Source organism: Chryseobacterium wanjuense (assembly GCF_900111495.1).
Lineage (GTDB): Bacteria > Bacteroidota > Bacteroidia > Flavobacteriales > Weeksellaceae > Chryseobacterium > Chryseobacterium wanjuense.
In genome coordinates this window covers 823,799-843,039 of record NZ_FOIU01000002.1, presented here as the reverse complement: position 1 = coordinate 843,039, position 19,241 = coordinate 823,799, and the positions used below count along the sequence as shown (strand labels likewise).

The 19,241-nt window shown below is 36.3% G+C and carries 21 protein-coding genes; 4 read left to right on the top strand and 17 right to left on the bottom strand.

Annotated features, from left to right (window positions below):
* Positions 1-2: 2 nt before the first annotated feature.
* From BMX24_RS15660 to BMX24_RS15625, 8 genes are all read right to left on the bottom strand, one after another.
* Positions 3-743: an ABC transporter ATP-binding protein gene (locus tag BMX24_RS15660; protein ID WP_089794334.1), complete on the bottom strand. Its 741-nt coding sequence runs from the start codon at positions 741-743 to the stop codon at positions 3-5.
* 1 nt (position 744) lies between these two features.
* Positions 745-2,211 carry a DUF5687 family protein gene (locus tag BMX24_RS15655; protein ID WP_089794332.1) on the bottom strand — a complete coding sequence of 489 codons (1,467 nt, stop codon included), beginning with the start codon at positions 2,209-2,211 and terminating at the stop codon, positions 745-747.
* 175 nt (positions 2,212-2,386) lie between these two features.
* Positions 2,387-4,036, bottom strand: a complete 1,650-nt coding sequence (locus tag BMX24_RS15650) for a DNA repair protein RecN (protein ID WP_089794330.1) — start codon at positions 4,034-4,036, stop codon at positions 2,387-2,389.
* A gap of 65 nt (positions 4,037-4,101) precedes the next feature.
* Positions 4,102-5,010, bottom strand: coding sequence for a type IX secretion system protein PorD (gene porD / locus BMX24_RS15645; protein ID WP_089794328.1), 909 nt, complete (start codon positions 5,008-5,010; stop codon positions 4,102-4,104).
* 36 nt (positions 5,011-5,046) lie between these two features.
* The gene (gene coaBC, locus BMX24_RS15640; RefSeq protein WP_089794326.1) at positions 5,047-6,249 is read right to left on the bottom strand and encodes a bifunctional phosphopantothenoylcysteine decarboxylase/phosphopantothenate--cysteine ligase CoaBC; all 1,203 of its coding nucleotides are present in this window, start codon (positions 6,247-6,249) and stop codon (positions 5,047-5,049) included.
* Between the two features lie 122 nt (positions 6,250-6,371).
* Positions 6,372-6,695, bottom strand: a complete 324-nt coding sequence (locus BMX24_RS15635) for a DNA-directed RNA polymerase subunit omega (protein WP_027378789.1) — start codon at positions 6,693-6,695, stop codon at positions 6,372-6,374.
* A 41-nt stretch (positions 6,696-6,736) separates the two neighbouring features.
* A complete protein-coding gene (locus BMX24_RS15630) occupies positions 6,737-7,732 on the bottom strand; it encodes an outer membrane protein assembly factor BamD (protein ID WP_089794324.1) in 996 nt (331 codons plus the stop codon).
* Between the two features lie 102 nt (positions 7,733-7,834).
* Entirely contained in the window at positions 7,835-8,464 is a 630-nt protein-coding gene (locus tag BMX24_RS15625) for a TetR/AcrR family transcriptional regulator (protein ID WP_089794322.1), read from the bottom strand.
* A 97-nt stretch (positions 8,465-8,561) separates the two neighbouring features.
* Here BMX24_RS15625 and BMX24_RS15620 point away from each other — a divergent pair, with 97 nt between their 5' ends.
* The 4 genes from BMX24_RS15620 to BMX24_RS15605 all read left to right on the top strand — a co-directional run bounded on the left by BMX24_RS15620 (position 8,562) and on the right by BMX24_RS15605 (position 11,191).
* Positions 8,562-9,188: a TatD family hydrolase gene (locus BMX24_RS15620; protein ID WP_089794320.1), complete on the top strand. Its 627-nt coding sequence runs from the start codon at positions 8,562-8,564 to the stop codon at positions 9,186-9,188.
* Positions 9,181-9,906: a tRNA threonylcarbamoyladenosine dehydratase gene (locus BMX24_RS15615; protein WP_089794318.1), complete on the top strand. Its 726-nt coding sequence runs from the start codon at positions 9,181-9,183 to the stop codon at positions 9,904-9,906. The genes BMX24_RS15620 and BMX24_RS15615 overlap by 8 nt, the downstream gene beginning before the upstream one ends.
* Before the next feature lie 149 nt (positions 9,907-10,055).
* Positions 10,056-10,430, top strand: a complete 375-nt coding sequence (gene rnpA / locus BMX24_RS15610) for a ribonuclease P protein component (protein ID WP_089794316.1) — start codon at positions 10,056-10,058, stop codon at positions 10,428-10,430.
* Between the two features lie 152 nt (positions 10,431-10,582).
* Positions 10,583-11,191 (top strand): DUF4126 domain-containing protein, encoded by a 609-nt coding sequence (locus BMX24_RS15605; protein ID WP_089794313.1) that lies wholly within the window; start codon positions 10,583-10,585, stop codon positions 11,189-11,191.
* A 35-nt stretch (positions 11,192-11,226) separates the two neighbouring features.
* Here BMX24_RS15605 and BMX24_RS15600 read toward each other — a convergent pair whose 3' ends face one another.
* The 9 genes from BMX24_RS15600 to BMX24_RS15560 form a co-directional block, all read right to left on the bottom strand.
* On the bottom strand, positions 11,227-11,418 hold the full coding sequence (locus BMX24_RS15600) for a hypothetical protein (protein WP_089794311.1): 192 nt from the start codon (positions 11,416-11,418) through the stop codon (positions 11,227-11,229).
* An 11-nt stretch (positions 11,419-11,429) separates the two neighbouring features.
* Complete coding sequence (locus BMX24_RS15595) at positions 11,430-13,535, bottom strand: hypothetical protein (RefSeq protein ID WP_089794309.1); 2,106 nt, start codon at positions 13,533-13,535, stop codon at positions 11,430-11,432.
* 1 nt (position 13,536) lies between these two features.
* The gene (locus tag BMX24_RS15590) at positions 13,537-14,088 is read right to left on the bottom strand and encodes an LptE family protein (protein WP_089794307.1); all 552 of its coding nucleotides are present in this window, start codon (positions 14,086-14,088) and stop codon (positions 13,537-13,539) included.
* The gene (locus BMX24_RS15585; protein ID WP_139176860.1) at positions 14,078-14,776 is read right to left on the bottom strand and encodes a DUF2975 domain-containing protein; all 699 of its coding nucleotides are present in this window, start codon (positions 14,774-14,776) and stop codon (positions 14,078-14,080) included. The genes BMX24_RS15590 and BMX24_RS15585 overlap by 11 nt, the downstream gene beginning before the upstream one ends.
* A gap of 12 nt (positions 14,777-14,788) precedes the next feature.
* Positions 14,789-16,084 (bottom strand): sigma-54 interaction domain-containing protein, encoded by a 1,296-nt coding sequence (locus tag BMX24_RS15580; RefSeq protein ID WP_089794741.1) that lies wholly within the window; start codon positions 16,082-16,084, stop codon positions 14,789-14,791.
* An 86-nt stretch (positions 16,085-16,170) separates the two neighbouring features.
* Entirely contained in the window at positions 16,171-16,599 is a 429-nt protein-coding gene (locus BMX24_RS15575) for a hypothetical protein (RefSeq protein WP_089794303.1), read from the bottom strand.
* A 64-nt stretch (positions 16,600-16,663) separates the two neighbouring features.
* Complete coding sequence (gene miaB, locus BMX24_RS15570) at positions 16,664-18,103, bottom strand: tRNA (N6-isopentenyl adenosine(37)-C2)-methylthiotransferase MiaB (RefSeq protein ID WP_089794301.1); 1,440 nt, start codon at positions 18,101-18,103, stop codon at positions 16,664-16,666.
* A gap of 163 nt (positions 18,104-18,266) precedes the next feature.
* Positions 18,267-18,683 (bottom strand): energy transducer TonB, encoded by a 417-nt coding sequence (locus BMX24_RS15565; RefSeq protein WP_170835726.1) that lies wholly within the window; start codon positions 18,681-18,683, stop codon positions 18,267-18,269.
* 19 nt (positions 18,684-18,702) lie between these two features.
* Complete coding sequence (locus BMX24_RS15560) at positions 18,703-19,188, bottom strand: energy transducer TonB (RefSeq protein ID WP_089794297.1); 486 nt, start codon at positions 19,186-19,188, stop codon at positions 18,703-18,705.
* Between the last annotated feature and the right edge of the window lie 53 nt (positions 19,189-19,241).

Sequence of the window (19,241 nt, the reverse complement as noted above, 5' to 3'; positions counted from 1 at the left end):
GATTATTTTAAATCAGAGACCTCAACAGCTTCCAGCGGACTAGAAATCTGATCTGCAAAGTACTGCTCAAGATCTTTCAAAGTTTCCGGATTGGTCTGAATATCTTTTACCAATAACCCTTTATTCACAACAACAATCCTGTTGCATACCTCTGTCGTATGCGAAAGATCGTGGCTGGAAATAAGGAAGGTTACCCCGTCTTGTTTTGATAATTCTTTAATTAAATTCTTCAATTTGATCTGTGTAGAAGGATCAAGATTGGCAAAAGGCTCATCCAGAATAATGATTTCAGGATTTCCGATAATGGCTCCTACAATTCCTACTTTCTTCTGGTTTCCTTTGGATAAATCACGGACATATTTCCCTGAATTTAAAATTTCACCATTAAAAAGATCATGAAACTGTTTTAAAAATTCATCTACCGAAGCTTTGTTCTGCCCTCTCAGTTCTCCGATGAAATAGAAATATTCCTCCGGCGTCAAATATCCGATGAGGAAAGAATCGTCCACAAAAGCTGAAACTTTATTTTTCCATGCTTCAGACTCACTTACCTTGATTCCGTCGATGCTTACAAAACCGGTTGTCGCCTGGATAAGATCCAACATCAAGCTGAAAAGAGTTGTTTTCCCTGCTCCGTTGTTTCCTACCAGACCGAAAGTTTCTCCATTGGGAATTTCAAGATGCTCGATATTTAAAACGGTTGCTTTTCCGTATGTTTTTGATAAATTATTGATAGTAATCATATTAATCTTTGTTTTTGAATGCTTCTAATGTACTGTACTTTTCTACTTTGTAATGTTTTACGATGGTATCGAAAATCTTTTCTCTTAATAAAAACCCGATCAAGCCCATCACTGCAACACTCGCAACCCCGGCTTCGATTCCGAAGAAACGTTGTACAATTGCGAAAACGGCCATCGGCAGAAACATTTTTGGAATTAACAGTAACAATGCCTTTATATTAAAGCTATTTTTTTGTCCGAATCTTTTTTCTTTAGCATTAAGATCGATCTGTGTTTTGTTGAAAGCTCCCGACCAAAGCGTAAACTGGGAATTGACCCCGATGTTATACAATCCTGCCGCAAAGAACGTTAAATAAACATTCCAACCAAAATAGGCATAACACAATGCCACCACGATGGAAGCAGCTGTCACGATATTCATAAGCCACCATTTTGCCTTTAAATATTCTTTGTAAGGAACATTAAGCGTCATCATCAAAGGGTAATAAGAGCTGTCAAAAGCCGGAACCCTCTGCCCAAACATGAATTGAAAACCTCCCGTCACAAACAATCCCATAAACATCATCATCGCCGGAGTTTTGTAGATAGATGAAGTGAACATCAGCAATCCGTAAAAAAGGAACATAAAACTTCCGAGTAGAATGCCTTTTGTCACTTTATTACGTTTCAGCATTTTAATATCATTATTAATGAAAGTTCCGATGGCACCGTATTTATTTAAAAAAGCAATATTTTCCGTTTTTCCGACTGCCTTTTTTGCTTCAAGCCCCTGATCCAGATAAAAAACTTTATGGATATGATGAAAACAGATCTTCCATAAACCAAAAAACAAAATGATCGGTATCACAGTAAGATAAGGTCTTTCATAAAAATTAAAGAAAAATCTTTCGGAATAATCTAGTACGGGAACGATATTATAGTAAGTTAAACCTGCAACCGCCGTAATAATACAGCCGATAACAATGGCAACCGTTTCTTTATCATTAAAAATGATATTGATAAAATTATTAAGATAAAACAGCAGCGAGACACCGACAAACCATCCCAAGATCCCTGTAAAACTATACCCATAAAAAAGGGCAATTCCACAAAAAGTAATGAAGAATAAAGAATTGAGCCAGCTGAATACAGATAGAAAAGTCTTGGTTAACATATAATTGACCAATGTTTTCTTAGAAATATTGAGGGTAAGAAAAGGCTTGATATTTTGCGTCGGCAATTCCTGCCACAAATATTTGATAATCAAGTCAACCGCCCAGGCTGCAATTAAAAATCTGGAGACAATTTTCACCGGATTCTGTTGCATTTTTTCCTGAGTTAAGAAAAATATAAGGAATGCAGCTCCCGCAAAACACGCCATAAAATAAAGAATCCCGATAAAACGGAGAATCTTCATCGCCAGATTGATCCCTAAAGAAGAACCACGAAAAAAACTTTTGAACTCTAATCTCAGGAATTTAAAAAACATAGTTATTTTTTTTACATTAGTAAATATAATGCAAAATATGTTACAGGATTTTGTTCTATTTTAAAAGATATATTTGCATAAATCCTTTAAGGGCTTGAGGATGATATCTCTAAACACTAAATGTTTTTTGAAGTAATTTCTCTAATGATGTGAGATTGAAATGTTATTTCAAACTTTATCCAATAAGCTCTTTCGCCTGTGCCAAAGCCGCTTCCGTGATCTTGCTTCCGGAAAGTAGTTGGGCAATTTCGTTCAGCTTTTCGTCGTCGCTCAAAGGAACGATTGTGGATTGAGTTTTACCCGCAACATCCTGTTTTACCACTTTGTAGTTATTATTTCCTTTCGCGGCAACCTGCGCCAGGTGAGAGATAACGATCAGCTGCATATCTGCGGACATTTCACGCATCAGATTTCCGATTTCTTCGGCTACTTTTCCTGAAACTCCGGTGTCGATTTCATCTAAAATCAAGGTAGGAAGATCGTCGCTTTCGGCAATGATTTTCTTTACCGCCAGCATTACTCTTGATCTTTCACCGCCTGAAATAGCCGTTTGAATCGGTCTTAAAGGAAAACCGGAATTCGCCTGGAACAAAAGCTGGATATTTTCTTTTCCGAATTGGTTGAAATCAGGAGAATCCTGCAATTCTATATCAACTTTCGCCTTTTCCAGCCCTAGTTTTTTAAGCAGCTCTTCTGCTTTTTTAATGAAAACAGGAATATTTTTCTTTCTGTTTTTAGACAATTTTTCGGCTAAAGTCTGAAGTGTTTTTTCTTTTTTAGAAATACTTTCTTCAATGCCTGCAATCAGGGCTTCCAGTTCGGAGGCACCTTTCTGTTCACCTGCCAATTGATCTCTGATTTCCTTTAATTCCGTAATACCAACAACATTATGCTTTAGAAATAATGCGTTGATTTTATTATTAAGTTCGGAAAGTATCGCTAAATTTTCAGGATTGATTTCAATTTTTTCCGCTTCATTTTCGAGCTCGGAAATGATATCTTTTAATTCAACAAAAGAAGTTTCCAGCCTGCCATCAAGCTCCGCAAATCCGTTTGAAACCTCTGCGATTTTTGAAAGTTTGTTTTTAGCTTCATTAAAAAAAGACAAGATCCCGACTTCTTCCTGATGGAATCTCGATAAAACCTGAACCAGATTTTCAGAAATCATCTCTGCATTTTCCTGGATAGAAAGCTGGTTTTGCAGATCTTCATAATCTACATCATCCAATTTCAGCTCTTCCAGTTCGTTTAACAAAAATTCTTTGTAATCGCTTTCTTTATTGGTTTCGGAAAGCTGAGTCTGATATTTTTTAAGCTGAATCTTTAAACTTTGAAAATCTGAAAACTCTTTCTGATATTCTTCGATAATCTGTTTATTTCCGGAAAGTCCGTCGATAATTTTAAACTGATATTCTGAAGTAAAAAGATTGGATGTTTCAAATTGAGAATGAATATCAATCAGTTGAGAAGATAATTCTTTCAAGATATCCAGCGTCACCGGAACATCATTGATGAATGCCCTGGATTTTCCGGAAGGCAGAATTTCTCTTCGGATAATTGTCTGAAGCTCGTAATCCAGATCGTTTTCGATGAAGAATTTTTTGAATTGATTATTTAAAGCAAATTCTGTCTCTACAATGCTTTTTTCTTCTGCATTTGAGATCGACTTCACATCTGCCCTTTCCCCCAGAATAAGCCGCAAAGCACCTAAAATAATAGATTTTCCGGCACCAGTTTCACCAGTGATCACCTGTAAACCATTGTGCAGTGATACCTCCAGGGTATCAATCAGGGCAAAGTTTTTAATATAAATTCTCGAAAGCATTGATAATAGCAGATTACTTAGCTATTGCAAATATAGAACTTTAGACTTCAGGATTCAAGTTAACATTACTGTTTCCACTTACTCCATTTCTCTTCTGTGTATTTTGGAGCGAGAATGGTCATTTCGTTTTTGAGATCGGCAAGTGCAATTCCCCCGTTATTCCCTGAATTGAAGATATTAAAAATTTCGTCAGACTTATTATCCAGGAAAAGATTGAAGTAATAAGATTGTTGGAAGGTGTTTTCATACATTTTCAACTGCATTAAGGCATCAAAAATCACTTTTTTTGCTGCAGCCTGATCCTGGTTGAATAAATTATCCAGACCGGCTCTATGATAAGTGTACATCGTTGCACGCACCTGGCTCCAGTTCGGACTCATTATTTCTTTGATCAGGACGGAACGGCCTCTTGGTTCTTTGATCAGCTTCCACCCTTCATACGTATTCTGAGATTCTCCGTTTTGTGCAATCTGCTGAGCTTTTTGAAACCATTGGGTTCCACCCATCGATTGAAAGCTGTCTGCATCGTATCCTAAAATTATATATATATAAAAACTGATAACATCAATTAAATTTTTTCCGGAAAACTGTCTTTCATTAAAAATAAGATTCTCATTTTCTACATAATCGAACGAAAACCTTGTATCCTGAAGATTGATCAGCGGGGATTCATAGGTTGTATTAAAAACCGGGCGAACTGCCTGAACCACAATATTTCCTCTGAAACGGTTCCCTTCCCTTTCTGTGATAACGATCGCAAAATTGGATTTAATTTTTTCAAAATTCTGAAGTTTCTTCCCTGTCCAGCTCGTATTGTTGATAAAATCTCTAAGACTTTTCTCCAATGCCTTGTAAGCCGACTGGTTGGTTCCCCCGATCTGCTGGGAATTTACCTGAACAGTGGCTAATAATTCCTGAGAAAAATTAAGATTAAATAAAAACAGAAGTAAAAATATGCTTAAAATTTTTTTCATTATCTATTAAAAATTGAGAACGGAAATTTATTAAAATTATTTTAAAAGTTGAGCTTCAACGAAATCCAAAATATCTTTGGCTACATCATCTTTAGATTTCAGGTCAAATTCTTTCTTTTCCGTCGGGGTGAATATTTTTATTTTATTGGTATCATTTTTAAAACCGGCACCTTCATCTCGAAGTGAGTTTAAAACGATCATATCCAGATTTTTCTTGGCTAATTTTCCTTTGGCATTCTCTTCTTCATTCTGCGTTTCTAAAGCAAAACCTACCAAAAACTGATGCGTTTTCTTCTCTCCCATTGTTCTGAGAATGTCAGGATTTTTTACTAATTCAATCGTAAGATTATCATCATCTTTTTTGATTTTTTCCTTCGCAACATCCTTCGGAGCGTAGTCTGCAACGGCGGCACTGGCAATTCCGATGTCTATTTTATCATAAAATTCGAATACTTTCGCCAGCATTTCTTTTGCAGACGTAACTTTATGTACATCAACATTTTTATTATTAATTGACTGAGAGCTCGGTCCCGAGATCAGGATAACCTTAGCTCCTCTTTTTGCTGCTTCTTCAGCCAAAGAAAATCCCATTTTTCCGGAAGAATGATTTCCGATAAAACGTACAGGATCAATGGCTTCGTAAGTTGGCCCGGCGGTAATTAAAACCGTTTTTCCTTCCAATGTTTTTGTACGGTTTGCATCAAAAAAATCTTCTACCGCTTTTGCAATTGTTTCCGGTTCTGCCAATCTTCCCTGTCCGATCAATCCGCTGGCCAGTTCTCCGTTTTCCGCAGGGATGATGATGTGTCCATAGCTTTCAGCCAATTCCAGATTTTTTATTGTGGAAGGGTGAGCATACATATCCAGATCCATCGCAGGCGCAATGAATACGGGACATTTTGCAGACATATAGGTTGCAATAAGCAAATTATCACAAATCCCGTGAACCATTTTAGCCAATGTATTTGCCGTACAAGGCGCCACAACCATGACATCTGCCCACAAAGCCATTTCCACATGACTGTTCCAGCTTCCGTTGTCACCATAAAAATCTGTGTAAACAGGGTTTTTCGATAATGTTGAAATGCTCAGTTTGGTCACAAAATGTTCTGCATCAGGAGTCATAATTACCTGAACTTCCGCTCCTTTTTTCACAAAATCTCTGATGAGAAAATGAATTTTGAAAGCAGCAATTCCCCCAGAAATCGCGATGAGAATTTTTTTCCCAGAAAGACTCATTTAGTTTTAATTTTTTAAAATACTAAATTACTTATTTTTTCTCACAAACACATGGAAACAACAAAGGTCATAAAAGAACTCATTTCCTTTATGACCTTCATATATAAAAAACACACCGGTTTTTATTTTCTTTCTTCAGTTTTTCTGAAGTAAATGTCTTCGTTTAGCCACTCTTCGATCGCAATAGAAGTTGGTTTCGGAAGTTTTTCGTAATGTTTAGAGATTTCGATCTGCTCTCTGTTTTCGAAAACTTCTTCTAATGTAGAATTGTGAACTGCAAACTCATCAAGCTTATTGTGCAATTCTGTACGAATTTCAGCGTTGATCTGTTCTGCTCTCTTTCCCATGATAACAATCGCTTCGTAGATTGAACCTACTTTGTCTTCAATCTTATCCTTATCGTAAGTAATCGTGTTTACTTCTGCTTTTGTATCTTTTACACTCATTTTGAGAATATTAATTTTATTTAAGTTCGCAAATTTACGAATTATCTTTGAATTTTGAAAGTCGCTGCCGGCGGAGGTGTCTGAAGTGCCGCACTATCCCTCTGGATCTGCATTGCTTTCTTCTCTGCATCTACCTGATCTTTCATTTGTTGTTCCGTTTTTGTCTTTTCAGCGTTCTTCGCTTCCAGCTTTTTTTGTCTTTCCGTTAAAGCTGCGATTCTTGCTTCCGTCTGTTTTTTAACGACAACAAAATCTTTCTTTTCCTTTTCAAGTTTTTCTCTGATGTCTAAAGCTGTTTTCGCAACATCGGTATTCGGCATTTCTTTTTCGATCTGTCTTGTAAAAGCCAATGCGTTTTCAATACGCTCATCTTTAAGGTCATAAACAGATTTTGTAGCCAGCTCATAACGGGATTTTACGATATAATCATAAATTTTCGGACGAAGTTTTGTACTCGGGAAATCTTCCAGTACATTTTCCAAAGCTACGTTGGCAGCCTTGTAATCTCCCATACTGAAATATTGTCTTGCATTTTCGTAAGATTTAAACTCCAACTTATAAGACAATTCCTCGATAAGAGTATTGATATTTTTAGATCTTTCCGAATTCGGATAATTGTTCAAAAAGTCCTGAAGCTCATTAATTGCCAGTTCCGTACTCGACTGATCCAGGTTATAATCCATAGATCCTTCGTAGTAACATAAAGCCGACATATAAGCCGCCTCCTCCTTTCTGCTATCCTGAGGAAAGCTTATGGAAAAGTTCTTAAATTGGTGACCCGCCAATTTGTAGTTTTTATCATAATAATTCGCATATGCAGAATTAAAAACCACATTCGGAGCATCATCCGTTCCTGCCACAAGATTCGGAAGCCTGTCATAAAGCGCCAAAGCATTCTTCCACTTCTTTTTAGCAAAGTTTTCATTAGCTGCTTTCAAAATGAAATTCTTATCAGCACTTTTCATCGCTTTTTCCTGCTGACTCACGCATGACGCCACTACAGATACAGCAAAAAGACCTAAAATATATTTTTTCATATAAAAATTCAACAGTTTTCGGATTATACAGCCGATTTACTAATTTGCAAAAATATAACTTTTTTGCCAATAGATTTTTTTTTATGATTATTTAACGTAATTTTAGTCTGCAGCGTATCCCAAAATTGCAAAAACACTCATTAAAAGATTCATTCTCACTTTTTTTTCGGCTTCTTTCGAGTAAGTTTCCTCGCTTTTGTTCGGAACATAAAGCTCGTAAAAATTTCTGTTGCGGATGACAAACAATGTCGAGCCTATAATCGTCGTAAGAATATCTTCAGGTTTTGGGGTAAAGGTAAAAACTCCGGAAGCCACGCCTTTTTTAATGACTTCATCTAATTTTTTAACAAAAAGCTGATAAAAATCCAGCAATTCATCCTTTAAATTGTCGGTGTGGCGAAGTTCCTGGGTGACAAATCCATGAAAATAATTATATTTAAATAACTGAGCGACAATATATTTAATAATTTCTTTCATCTGCATTTCCGGTTTTCCGTCTTTAATGGTATCGGCAAATTCTGAAAAATTTTCTCTGGTTTTCAATACCCTGTACTGATAGAGATACGACATCATCTTTTCTTTGGAACCGAAATAATAAGAGATCATCGCAACGTTGATATTGGCTTTGGAACAAATGTCTCTTACGGATGTGCCTTCGTAACCTTTTTTTGCAATCAGCTCTTCGGCTATGTCTAAAATGTGGATTTGTTTTTCTGTAAATTTTTTCTTCATGAAGTGTACTTTGAGTAAAGTTAAGAAATTTTTAACAGATTTATAAACGTTTGTTTAAGAAATTTACGTTAATTCTAAATTAATAGTATTTTTGAAAATGGAATTTTTTGATTTTCATCATCATAAAAAAAATATTTCTTGCGGAATCTACAACCTCGATTGGAAGGGCATTCCGGCGGATTCTCCATATTCAATCGGCATCCATCCGAAAGATATTGAGGTGAATGATCTTGAAAATCAGTTCAATTGGCTGGAATCAAACATTACGGAAAATTGTTTTGCCATCGGAGAATGCGGGTTGGATTCTTTTGTAGAAATTGACCAGAAAATCCAGGGAGATGTTTTTTTAAGGCAGATTACCATTTCAAATGAAGTGAAAAAGCCTGTGATCATTCATTGTGTACGAAAATTTTATGAGGTGATTTCCTTTAAAAAATTCGCCAAACAACCGATGATCATTCATGGTTTTAATAAAAAACAAAGTATTGCGGAAGATTTGCTTAAAAATAATTTTTATCTGAGTTTTGGAAATGCTGTTTTGTATAATTTATCTTTGCAAAATACTTTGAAAATTACTCCTTTAGACAAAATCTTTTTAGAAACAGACAATGAAGATTTCAATATCGAAGAATTGTACCGGAAAGTATCTGAAATAAAGGAAATTTCTCTGGAAAATTTAAATAAACAAATCTTAGAAAATTTAGAGACGATAAAAAATGGATAAATATTGGCTGGAAAGGACGGAGCTTCTTATCAAGGAAAAAGGATTGGAAAAGTTGAATAAAGCGACAGTACTTGTTGTCGGTTTGGGTGGTGTAGGTTCCTTCGCTGCCGAATTTCTGGCAAGAGCAGGCGTCGGAAATATGACCATCGTAGATGGAGACACTGTTGATATCACCAACATAAACAGACAGTTACCCGCTTTACACTCCACCGTAGGAATGCACAAAGTAGAGGTGGTTGCCGAAAGACTTTTAGATATTAATCCGAAGCTTAACTTAACCAAAATCAATGAATTCCTGAATCCCGAAAGAATGCACCAGATTTTAGATGAAGGAAAATTTGACTATATTCTTGACTGTATCGACAGTGTAACACCAAAATTAACCTTATTAATCGCTGCAAGAAGAAGAAAAATAAAAGTAGTAAGTTCTATGGGCGCCGGCGGAAAAAGCGACCCGAGCAAGGTGATGGTAAGGGATCTCAGTAAAACCCACAATTGCTATCTTGCCAAACAGGTAAGAAAAAGGCTGAAAAAAGAAAAAATAAACAAAGGAATTCGTTGCGTTTTTTCTAATGAGCTTCAAAATGAAGACAGCCTGAAAATGACAGACGGAACCAACTATAAAAGATCTTTTTACGGGACGATCAGCTTTATTCCTGCGATTTTTGGGTTGTATGCAGCAGCGGAAGTTATTAATCATTTAATTAAAAAAGATTAAAATTATAACATTTAGATGCTTCGAGAGCCTCGGCATGACATTTCTAATGCTAACTGTTTTTTTAGCGGTTAATTTGTTAACGATGTCACGCTAAAGTTCTCGAAGCATCTTCCAAACAAATAAAATTCCCTTATATTTACACTCCGTAAATGACAAATTTCAAATATCCCAAAGCCGAAAAACTCAAAAAAAATGCTGAGATCACTTTACTTTTCGAAAAAGGTAAATGGAAAACGAATGGGAATTTGAGAATTATTATCCTTAAAAATAAACCGACGGTACCGATCGAAAGTACAAAATTTGCGGTTTCCGTTTCTAAAAAATATTTCAAAAGAGCCGTTCACAGAAATCGTATAAAAAGACTTCTGAGAGAATGTTACCGTCTGAATAAAGATCTGTTTAAAGAAACTTTTGGCGACAAGACGATGGCGATGCTTTTTTGGGTTTCTCCGGAAATGCCTGAGAAATTTCAGGATGTTCAGGAACAGTTTATTAAGCTTTGTCAGGCTCAGAAAAAACCTTAGTTTATTTTATTTTCGAAAAATTTGTGGTTATTTTTCCCCCCACAGATTACACTGATTTTTACAGATGATTGTGGTTATTTTTTTAATGATCTCTTGTTGATTTTGAGAATTTATTTTTTGTAACTTTATAAAAAACAAATCTGAAAATTAATATGTTAGACAACGTTCCTTATTTACCTTATGTGATAAGTGCATTTATTGGCATCGGCTTGGCTGCTGCAACGGGTTTCCGGGTTTTTCTTCCGATGTTTGCCGTAAGCCTGGCTTCTTATCTTCACTGGATTCCCATGAATGAGCATTTTGAATGGCTTGCCGGACTTCCAACATTAATTACTACAGGAATTGCGACCATCGTGGAAATTCTTGCGTATTACATCCCTTTTGTCGATCATTTGCTGGATACGGTTTCGGTTCCGATGGCTACTGTTGCGGGATCTGTTTTATTTGCAAGTCAGTTTGCAGATTTAGGAACGTTTCCGCAGTGGGCATTGGCTCTGATTGCGGGAGGCGGAACGGCGGCAACCATAAGTTCGGGATTTGCAGGAATTCGGGCGGCATCGACTGCTACGACGGGCGGACTGGGAAATTCTGTGGTGGGAACTACGGAAACTGCAGGAGCGGGAATTATGTCTGTTTTGGCAATGGCAGCCCCCATTATCGCTGGGATTTGTGCCATTGCATTGGTAATAGTTGTTATTTTTGTAGGGCGAAAAGCTTGGCGAAAATTAAGGCGTAATAAAGATGTAATCGATCATACATAAAAGAAGCGGCGGAAAAATTTCCGCCGCTTTTATTTTTATTTTGTTTTATTTAATTGATTTCCGAAAATGATTCCCAAAGGGCCAATCACCGGAAAAAGAATCAGTGCCAAATAAGGCAAAATACCTGATTTTGTTTTAAATAAAACCGTAATGGCTGAAATATATAATACGATCACTGCAATGGCTGCAAATATTATTTCGAAAGGTGTAATTACTAAAATATTCATTATGATCAATCTTATCCTTTAGTTCTAAAATCTTTTATTTCCTGGATTCTAGTTTCGTAGTACGCTTTCTTTTCAGGCGTCTTTCTGATCAGGGTTTCAAATGCTTTGATGGCTTTTGTATACAATTTCTGTTCAAAATAAAGATTCGCCAACGTTTCAGTCATTAAATGTGAAATATCGTCTCCTTTTTCCCTTACAACGAAACTGCTTTCTTCTTTTAACTGACTGATTTTTGGATTATTCTCGATGAAAGTTTCAATCACTTTGCTCTTTACTTCCAGCTTTTCTTTTTCGTTTTCAGGAGTTCTGTCGATTTTCAGCCAGCTTTGCCACGTGTTGATGAATCCCGGAATATTGCTGTCCGAAGGAGTTGGTTGTACGGCTTCTGGTTTAGCAGGAATTTCTTCTGTTGTATTTACATTTTCTTCAGGTTCCGTTTGTTCCTCTTTTGCAGGCTCCGGTGTCATCCATTTTGCAATATCGGATCCAAAAAAAGACACATTCATCACCGGAACTTCTTGTTTCTCAGAAGTTTCTTCTATGATAGGTGCTTCTTTGTCAATTTGAAGTTCTTCTGTAAGTTCCTCAAACTTTTCGGATTTATCTTTGGTAAATTCAGGAATTTCTTCAACTTCAGGTAAAATTTCTTCCTGTTTTGGAGCTTCTTTTTTTTCTGTTTCCTTTTCTACAATTTCCGTTTTAGGAACAACGGGTTCGGCTTTTGGCTGAGGAGTTTCTGCTGATTTATTGAGTAGAGAATCCGGAAGATTAGATTCAAAAGACATTGGTTTCCAAGTAGATTTCGCTTCGGTTGGAGTTTCTTCTTTTGGAGTTTCTTTTTTCTCTGCAATAATTTCTTTTTGGGGCTCTTCAACAACTTCAGGCTGAACAGTTTCAACTCTATTTTCTGCTTCCGGCTCTATGGGTTTTACTTCAAAACTTTGAGTTTCTGCAAAACTGATGTCGTGCCCGATATCTTCTGATTCTTCTTCTTTTTTAATTTCCTGAGAAGCCGCTTTTTCCTTCATTTTTTTCTCAACCTCCTCGATCAGACGACGCATTTCGTCTTCGTGTTTGTTGATGCTGGTTTTGGGAATTTCTGTTTTTGCTTCTTCAGCATTAGCATTAATTTTTACTTCAGGTAAGAAAGATTCCATTCCATGAAAACTTAGTTCTTCATCATCACGAACAGATTTTTCCTCTTCTTCCGATGAAATTTTATCTTCATTAATGATTTTTTCAGGAGTGAAATCTGCTGTTTCTTCGGCTTTAATTATATTGTCTGCCTTAACTTCAACCTTTTCCTCTTCAACCTCATCAATCTGATTTTCAGCCATAAAAGATGCAGTTTCATGAAAACTTAACTGAGATTCGTCTAAAATTTCTTCTTTTTCAGCCTCAGAAGCTATTTTTTCTTCTTCAATAATGGTTTCAGGAGTGAATTCTTCAATCTCTTCAGCTTCATCTTTACTTGCAATTTCAGCAGAGATTTCTTCCGGCTGAATATTTTCCTGTTTTATTTCGGCTTTCTGAGTAACGATTGACCCGGATTCCAATGTCGATTCAAGATCAATAGTTTCAACAGTATCATCATCCAGGAAGTCTTCTTCACCTTCAAATAAAATCCTGTTTCGCTCTCCTTTTACATACAGATGTTTGATTTCCGGTTTTGGATCCGGATGTATGCGGGATTCTTCTTTTGGATCGGCTGTCTGAGCTTTTGGTTCTTCAACAATTTCAGGCTGAATTTCCGTATGCTGCGGTTCTTCCCTTTTTATCGGGAAACCGGTAGCTTTTGACTGATACAAAACTTTAAGCGGATTTTCGGTAGGAATTATCTTTTCCTTTGCCAGTTCCGGTTGAATTTCAGGCTTTGGTTTTTGCTGGATTTTACCATTAATTAACTGATAAAGAATTTTTTTATCGGTGGTATAAGCAGCCGTTGTAGAAAGTACTTTCTGATAATTTTCTTTATCATGAAGATGCACTCCATACAAGTATAAAGCTCTGATATTTTGAATATAGGGGAAAGAATTAATCTCCTCTTTCAGAAGATCTAGATCCTCTGACTGAATGTTTTTTGGGGCCTTTAATAATTCTAAAACTCTATGATTCATTTTACCAATTCGCTACGATGTCGTTAAAAATCTTATTTATAATTCTGTCTGTCGCTATTTTCACCTGAGAGCTTTCAATCTCAGACTGCGACAAGTTGCTGTTGAAAACAGCTTCATCAGAATATGTTCTGTCGAAACTTGAATCCGGGTGAAGTTTATTTTCATAATGTACTTTCACCGTGATTGTCAGTTTATTCTGAGATTCCTGAATCGTTCCTCCGGAATTTGTCGGAACTGTTGTGGAACTGATCGTTGTAGGCGTGATCGAATAATCTGTGATCTCCCCTTCAATCAGAATATCAGGATTTTCCTTTGTTCCTTTTAAGGTTGTTCTTTGTAAAAATCGGTTTTGAATATCGGTAGAAAACTGCTGTGATAATGTAGGATTCACCAAAGCAGCATTGTTTGGAAATTCGTTGATCTGCACAGTTTTTTCATCCGTTAAAGATGATCCTGTAAAACTGTAGCAAGAGTGCAGAACTCCTAAACACAACAATAAAAGCCATGAAAATTTTGGCTGTTTGATTTTGATATTTTTAACTTTAAAATTCATTTTTAGATCCGATTTCTTTTATTTCGTCATTTCCGACTTGCTGAAGTGCATCTTCATAAGCAAAATAATGAGAGGTATGTACAAATGGCAATGTAAGGAAAAGACCGATACCACAGGCTAAAATCCCCAATTGCCCAAGAATACTCACAACAAGTGAAAATAAGAATATTGACAATAAATTTCCTTTTGACATTGTTGAAGACATCTGCCATGCTGTTTTGATATCTCTTACTCCACCTAAAGATATTAATCCTATCATATAAAATGCTTTAAGTGAAACGATTAAGATTACGATATACATAGCAATCATATAAATCACCACAAATATCGGCAATCCCGCAGAAGGTTCTCCTCCGTTGGCCATTGCTGCAACAGGCATAAAGATCATCATGGGAAAACATAGCAGCAAAACTGCCCCAATAAGGATAAGCTGTAACACGAAATATGCCATGAAATCGTCAAAATTGAAGATATCTCCAGGGCTTGCCTGTCTTCCCGCTTTCAAATTTCTGCAGTATTTGTAAAAATTCCCAATTGCTAAAAAGCTGCAAAACGGGATGATCGACATAACAATGCAAAGTAAAAACGCGACAAACAGGTTTCCGAAATTATTCTTTAAAAATTCGTATCCGTTGCTCAAGTAATCATTGAACTTAAAATTGATTGGCTTTGCGCTAATTTTCATCATAATTAATTTTTTTTATTCTTCGAGGTTATATTGTTTTATTTTTCTGTATAATGTTCTCTGTGAAATTCCCAATTCGTCTGCAGCTTTGTTCCTGCGTCCCTTATGCTTCTCCAATGCTTTGATAATGAGATCTTTTTCATTATTTTGAAGAGATAAAGATTCCGGTCTGTTTTCCTCAATTTCAATATCTTCGATATCTTCATAGCTCTCTTCCGGACTTGAAATAATGGTCGGATTCTGAATTACAGGAGCATCATTATTACTACTATTCTCAAAATACAACAGAGAATTCGGCGCTACATTCTGCTGGGTTTCAGGAGTATAAATTCTATTAATCAAATTTTTCTCATGATTGCTCAGATCAGAAGTTCCGCGATTCTTTATCAATTCCGAAGTTAAGGATTTTAAATCATTAATATCGTTTCGCATATCAAAGAGAATTTTGTACATGATTTCTCTTTCACTGCTGAAATCGCTTTGTTTTTGGGAATTCGGAGTATTTACCACCATCGGAAGATGAGTTTCCATCGGGATGTACTCTGCGAGTTTTTCAACGCTTACGTGTCTGTTTCTTTCCACCACGGTCATTTGTTCTACCAAATTTCTCAATTGACGGATGTTTCCCGGGAAAGTATAATTTTCGATATAATGCACTGCGCCTGGCTCCAATTCCAGTTCAGGCATTCTGTATTTTTCAGCAAAATCTATCGCAAATTTTCTGAATAACAGATGAATATCGCCTTTTCTTTCTCTCAAAGGCGGCATATCGATCTGCACCGTATTCAAACGATAGTATAAATCTTCACGGAATCTCCCATCCTGAATGGCTTTCATCATGTTAACATTGGTCGCGGCAACGATTCTTACATTCGTTTTCTGAACCTGTGAAGAACCTACCTTCATAAATTCGCCGCTTTCCAACACTCTCAACAAACGAACCTGCGTCTGCAAAGGCAGCTCTCCTACCTCATCAAGGAAAATCGTCCCGCCGTCTGCTACTTCAAAATACCCTTTTCTGGTTGCCGTAGCTCCCGTGAATGCTCCTTTTTCGTGACCAAACAATTCTGAATCGATGGTTCCTTCCGGAATTGCACCACAGTTTACGACAATATACGGCTGATGTTTTCTTTTGGATTCTGAATGAATGATTTTCGGAATAAATTCTTTACCCACCCCACTTTCTCCGATCACCAGGACAGAAATATCTGTGGGTGCCACCTGAATTGCTTTTTCCAAAGCACGATTTAAAGCCGGAAAATTTCCGATAATTCCGAAACGGTTTTTTATATTTTGTAACTCGGTACTCATAAAATTTAGATTATTGATTTTAAGTTTAACCTGCATTTATAAGCTGCAGGTCTGTTAATTAGTTTAAAAATTGCTTTGTCTTTTTTTTAACCAATTACCTCTAAATAATCTTTGTTTCTGACCTTTGAAACTTTAGTTTTAAAATATAAAATATCAGCAAAGAGGTTTTCTTTACTGTTTTTCTCGAAGTTCTGCAGAAGCTGGTTGTGCTTTTCTTTTTCAGAAAAACCGGCTCCTGTTTTATTATTGAAAGAATTAAATTGCGGTTTCCCTGAAGGTTTTCCAAAAACATCAATTGCATTCTGTTTATCATGTATCGCAAAATGATATCCCAGATTTTGTTTTACGCAAAACTCCTGAGGACGCTCACAATTTTGATTTAAAAACTGATTGTAAAGCTCATACAGCTGCTTGCAATCTTCACTATCCACAGATCCGTTGCTGATCTGCGCCGAAATATTACTGCAGATTATTACCAACAATACACTTAGGCAATATTTATGAAATTTTTCCATTGTCTGAGTTTATTTTAATATTGATAATAATTTTTTATTTAATTATTTAAGGCGAATAAGCCAATTAGTTTTTTACTGTTTCCCCTAAAAGCGTGCCTTGCGTATTGTCAAACACAAAAACGTCCACAATGTCACCAATTTTTTGTCCTTCCAGCATATCGAAAACGCAAACCGCATTCTGGGAATTTCTTCCTTTCCATTGGTTTTTATTCTTTTTGGAAATTCCTTCAATTAAAATTTTGTGTGTTTTTCCAACATATGATTTCATTCGTTTTCTGGACAATTCGCCCTGTAAAGCAATTACTTCCGCCAGACGTCTCTGTTTCACATCTGCAGGAATATTATCTTCCATTTTCTTGTGAGCCGGAGTTCCCGGTCTTTCTGAATATGCAAACATATAACCGTAATCATACTCTACTTCTTTCATCAAGCTTAATGTATCCTGGTGATCTTCCTCAGATTCGTTGCAGAAACCAACGATCATATCCTGAGAAAAAGCCACTTCAGGAACAATTTCCTTCGCTTTTCTAATTAATTCTAAATATTCTTCACGCGTATGTTGTCTGTTCATGGCTTCCAGCATATTGTTGCTTCCGCTCTGAACCGGAAGGTGAACGTATTTACAGATATTGTCGTGCTTCGCCATCATTTTGAATACATCCAGACTCATATCCTGAGGATTGGAAGTCGAGAATCTGATTCTCATTTCCGGAACAGCTTTAGCCACTAAATCAAGCAACTGAGCAAAATTAACGGCTGTTGCCTTCTGCATTTCTGATGCTTTTGCAAAATCTTTTTTAGGTCCGCCCCCATACCAAAGGTAAGAGTCTACGTTTTGACCTAACAAGGTAATTTCCTTATACCCGTTTTCCCAAAGGCTTTTACATTCTTCTAAAATAGAATGTGGATCACGGCTTCTTTCTCGACCTCTTGTAAACGGAACAACGCAGAATGTACACATATTATCACAACCTCTCGTAATGGTAACGAAAGCTGTAACACCATTTCCACCCAAACGAACAGGATTGATATCTGCGTAAGTTTCTTCTTTTGAAAGAATTACGTTGATGGCATCTCTTCCGTCTTCAGTTTCTTTTAACAAATTGGGTAAATCTCTGTATGCATCCGGTCCTACCACAAGGTCAACCAATTGTTCTTCTTCTAAGAATTTGGTTTTCAGCCTTTCAGCCATACAGCCAAGAACACCGACTGTCATGTTCGGTTTTTCTTTTTTCAGGTTTTTGAACTGGGAAAGACGCATTCTCACGGTTTGCTCAGCTTTTTCGCGGATAGAGCATGTATTAAGAAGAATAAGATCGGCTTCTTCCACTTTAAGGGTGGTGTTGTAACCTTGTTCATTAAGAATCGACGCAACGATCTCAGAATCTGAGAAATTCATCTGACAACCATAGCTCTCCAAGAATAATTTCTTAGAGTTTCCCGCTTTTTCCGCAATCGCAAAAGCTTCTCCCTGTTTTGTTTCGTCTATATATTTTTCTTGCACGATAGTGTCTGTTTATGGTTTAAAGTCTAAGGTTTAAAGTGTATTTGCCATGCAGCTCCTAACTTTAAAACATTAAACTTTGAATTCTTTGAATTTGCAAAGATACAAAATCTTGTGACAGAATGGCAGAAGTTATTTTATCTTGATTTTATGAATATTAAATTTAATCATGATCATATGTATTATGCTTAAAATTAACCTTCATCACAAACTTAGAATCTACAGGAATTCCATTTCTTGTGGCTGGGCTCCATTTACCTTTCACTTTTTTGGCGGCATATTTCATATCATCGATGAACATTTCGTTGTTTTTGAACTTTGGAAGAACATCAATTTTGTTGATTTTTCCTTTAGTATCAATATTAAAAATGAAGGTCACCTGTCCCTGAATTGCATATAAAGCCATATCGATATAGGAATATACCATATTCATAAATTCTTGTTGAAAAGCCTCATCACCACCCGGAAATTCCGCTTTCTGATAATTATTTCCGGTTTCCTGTGATTGAACAGCAGTTTCCTGTGAGAATGCCTTACCACTCAAAAGTAATAAGAATAAGATTAAAAAGTATTTTTTCATGGTTAATAAAAAGTCGTTTCTACACATCCGTCGCAATAGAAGACAAGTTCATTTTTATTTTCACTTGAGATGTTACGGGCTGTCCGTTACACATCGCGGGCGTCCAGTTTTTCTTGATTCTTCTTACAACGTATTTCATATCATCAAAGAATACCTCACTATTGGCAACTTTCGGAGAACCTTCGATATTGGTGACTTTTCCGGTCTGGTCTATTGTAAGGGTGAATGTAAAATCGCCGTTTAAAATATAGAATTCCGTGTTCAGGTAATCGTACATATATTTTCTTAATGTTTCCTTGTAAACAGGAATTCCGCCTTCAAAACTTGCTGCTTTAAAGTCGTTACAGTTTTTAACCGCAACCTGCAACAATGGCTCTTTGATATCTATTTTTAAAATATTCTTGTTGTTTTCCGTGATCATGTTATCATCCCTTTCCTCGACATCGAATTGTGCAAAGGCAAAATTTGATACAAAAAGACCTATAAATAATGCTAGTGTTTTCATAAGCTTATTATTATCGATTAAACAAAACAAAATTACATCAAAAACAAAAGAAA

What these genes read in the sequence shown, in the direction of transcription:
- coaBC (WP_089794326.1), bottom strand. Translation starts at nt 6,249, where the DNA reads ATGAGTCTTTCTGGGAAAAAAATTCTCATCGCGATTTCTGGGGGAATT.
- BMX24_RS15560 (WP_089794297.1), bottom strand. Translation starts at nt 19,188, where the DNA reads ATGAAAACACTAGCATTATTTATAGGTCTTTTTGTATCAAATTTTGCC.
- BMX24_RS15605 (WP_089794313.1), top strand. Translation starts at nt 10,583, where the DNA reads ATGTTAGACAACGTTCCTTATTTACCTTATGTGATAAGTGCATTTATT.
- rnpA (WP_089794316.1), top strand. Translation starts at nt 10,056, where the DNA reads ATGACAAATTTCAAATATCCCAAAGCCGAAAAACTCAAAAAAAATGCT.
- BMX24_RS15600 (WP_089794311.1), bottom strand. Translation starts at nt 11,418, where the DNA reads ATGAATATTTTAGTAATTACACCTTTCGAAATAATATTTGCAGCCATT.
- BMX24_RS15620 (WP_089794320.1), top strand. Translation starts at nt 8,562, where the DNA reads ATGGAATTTTTTGATTTTCATCATCATAAAAAAAATATTTCTTGCGGA.
- BMX24_RS15655 (WP_089794332.1), bottom strand. Translation starts at nt 2,211, where the DNA reads ATGTTTTTTAAATTCCTGAGATTAGAGTTCAAAAGTTTTTTTCGTGGT.
- BMX24_RS15630 (WP_089794324.1), bottom strand. Translation starts at nt 7,732, where the DNA reads ATGAAAAAATATATTTTAGGTCTTTTTGCTGTATCTGTAGTGGCGTCA.
- BMX24_RS15635 (WP_027378789.1), bottom strand. Translation starts at nt 6,695, where the DNA reads ATGAGTGTAAAAGATACAAAAGCAGAAGTAAACACGATTACTTACGAT.
- BMX24_RS15615 (WP_089794318.1), top strand. Translation starts at nt 9,181, where the DNA reads ATGGATAAATATTGGCTGGAAAGGACGGAGCTTCTTATCAAGGAAAAA.
- BMX24_RS15625 (WP_089794322.1), bottom strand. Translation starts at nt 8,464, where the DNA reads ATGAAGAAAAAATTTACAGAAAAACAAATCCACATTTTAGACATAGCC.
- BMX24_RS15590 (WP_089794307.1), bottom strand. Translation starts at nt 14,088, where the DNA reads ATGAATTTTAAAGTTAAAAATATCAAAATCAAACAGCCAAAATTTTCA.
- BMX24_RS15660 (WP_089794334.1), bottom strand. Translation starts at nt 743, where the DNA reads ATGATTACTATCAATAATTTATCAAAAACATACGGAAAAGCAACCGTT.
- BMX24_RS15575 (WP_089794303.1), bottom strand. Translation starts at nt 16,599, where the DNA reads ATGGAAAAATTTCATAAATATTGCCTAAGTGTATTGTTGGTAATAATC.
- BMX24_RS15595 (WP_089794309.1), bottom strand. Translation starts at nt 13,535, where the DNA reads ATGAATCATAGAGTTTTAGAATTATTAAAGGCCCCAAAAAACATTCAG.
- BMX24_RS15585 (WP_139176860.1), bottom strand. Translation starts at nt 14,776, where the DNA reads ATGATGAAAATTAGCGCAAAGCCAATCAATTTTAAGTTCAATGATTAC.
- BMX24_RS15565 (WP_170835726.1), bottom strand. Translation starts at nt 18,683, where the DNA reads ATGAAAAAATACTTTTTAATCTTATTCTTATTACTTTTGAGTGGTAAG.
- BMX24_RS15650 (WP_089794330.1), bottom strand. Translation starts at nt 4,036, where the DNA reads ATGCTTTCGAGAATTTATATTAAAAACTTTGCCCTGATTGATACCCTG.
- BMX24_RS15580 (WP_089794741.1), bottom strand. Translation starts at nt 16,084, where the DNA reads ATGAGTACCGAGTTACAAAATATAAAAAACCGTTTCGGAATTATCGGA.
- porD (WP_089794328.1), bottom strand. Translation starts at nt 5,010, where the DNA reads ATGAAAAAAATTTTAAGCATATTTTTACTTCTGTTTTTATTTAATCTT.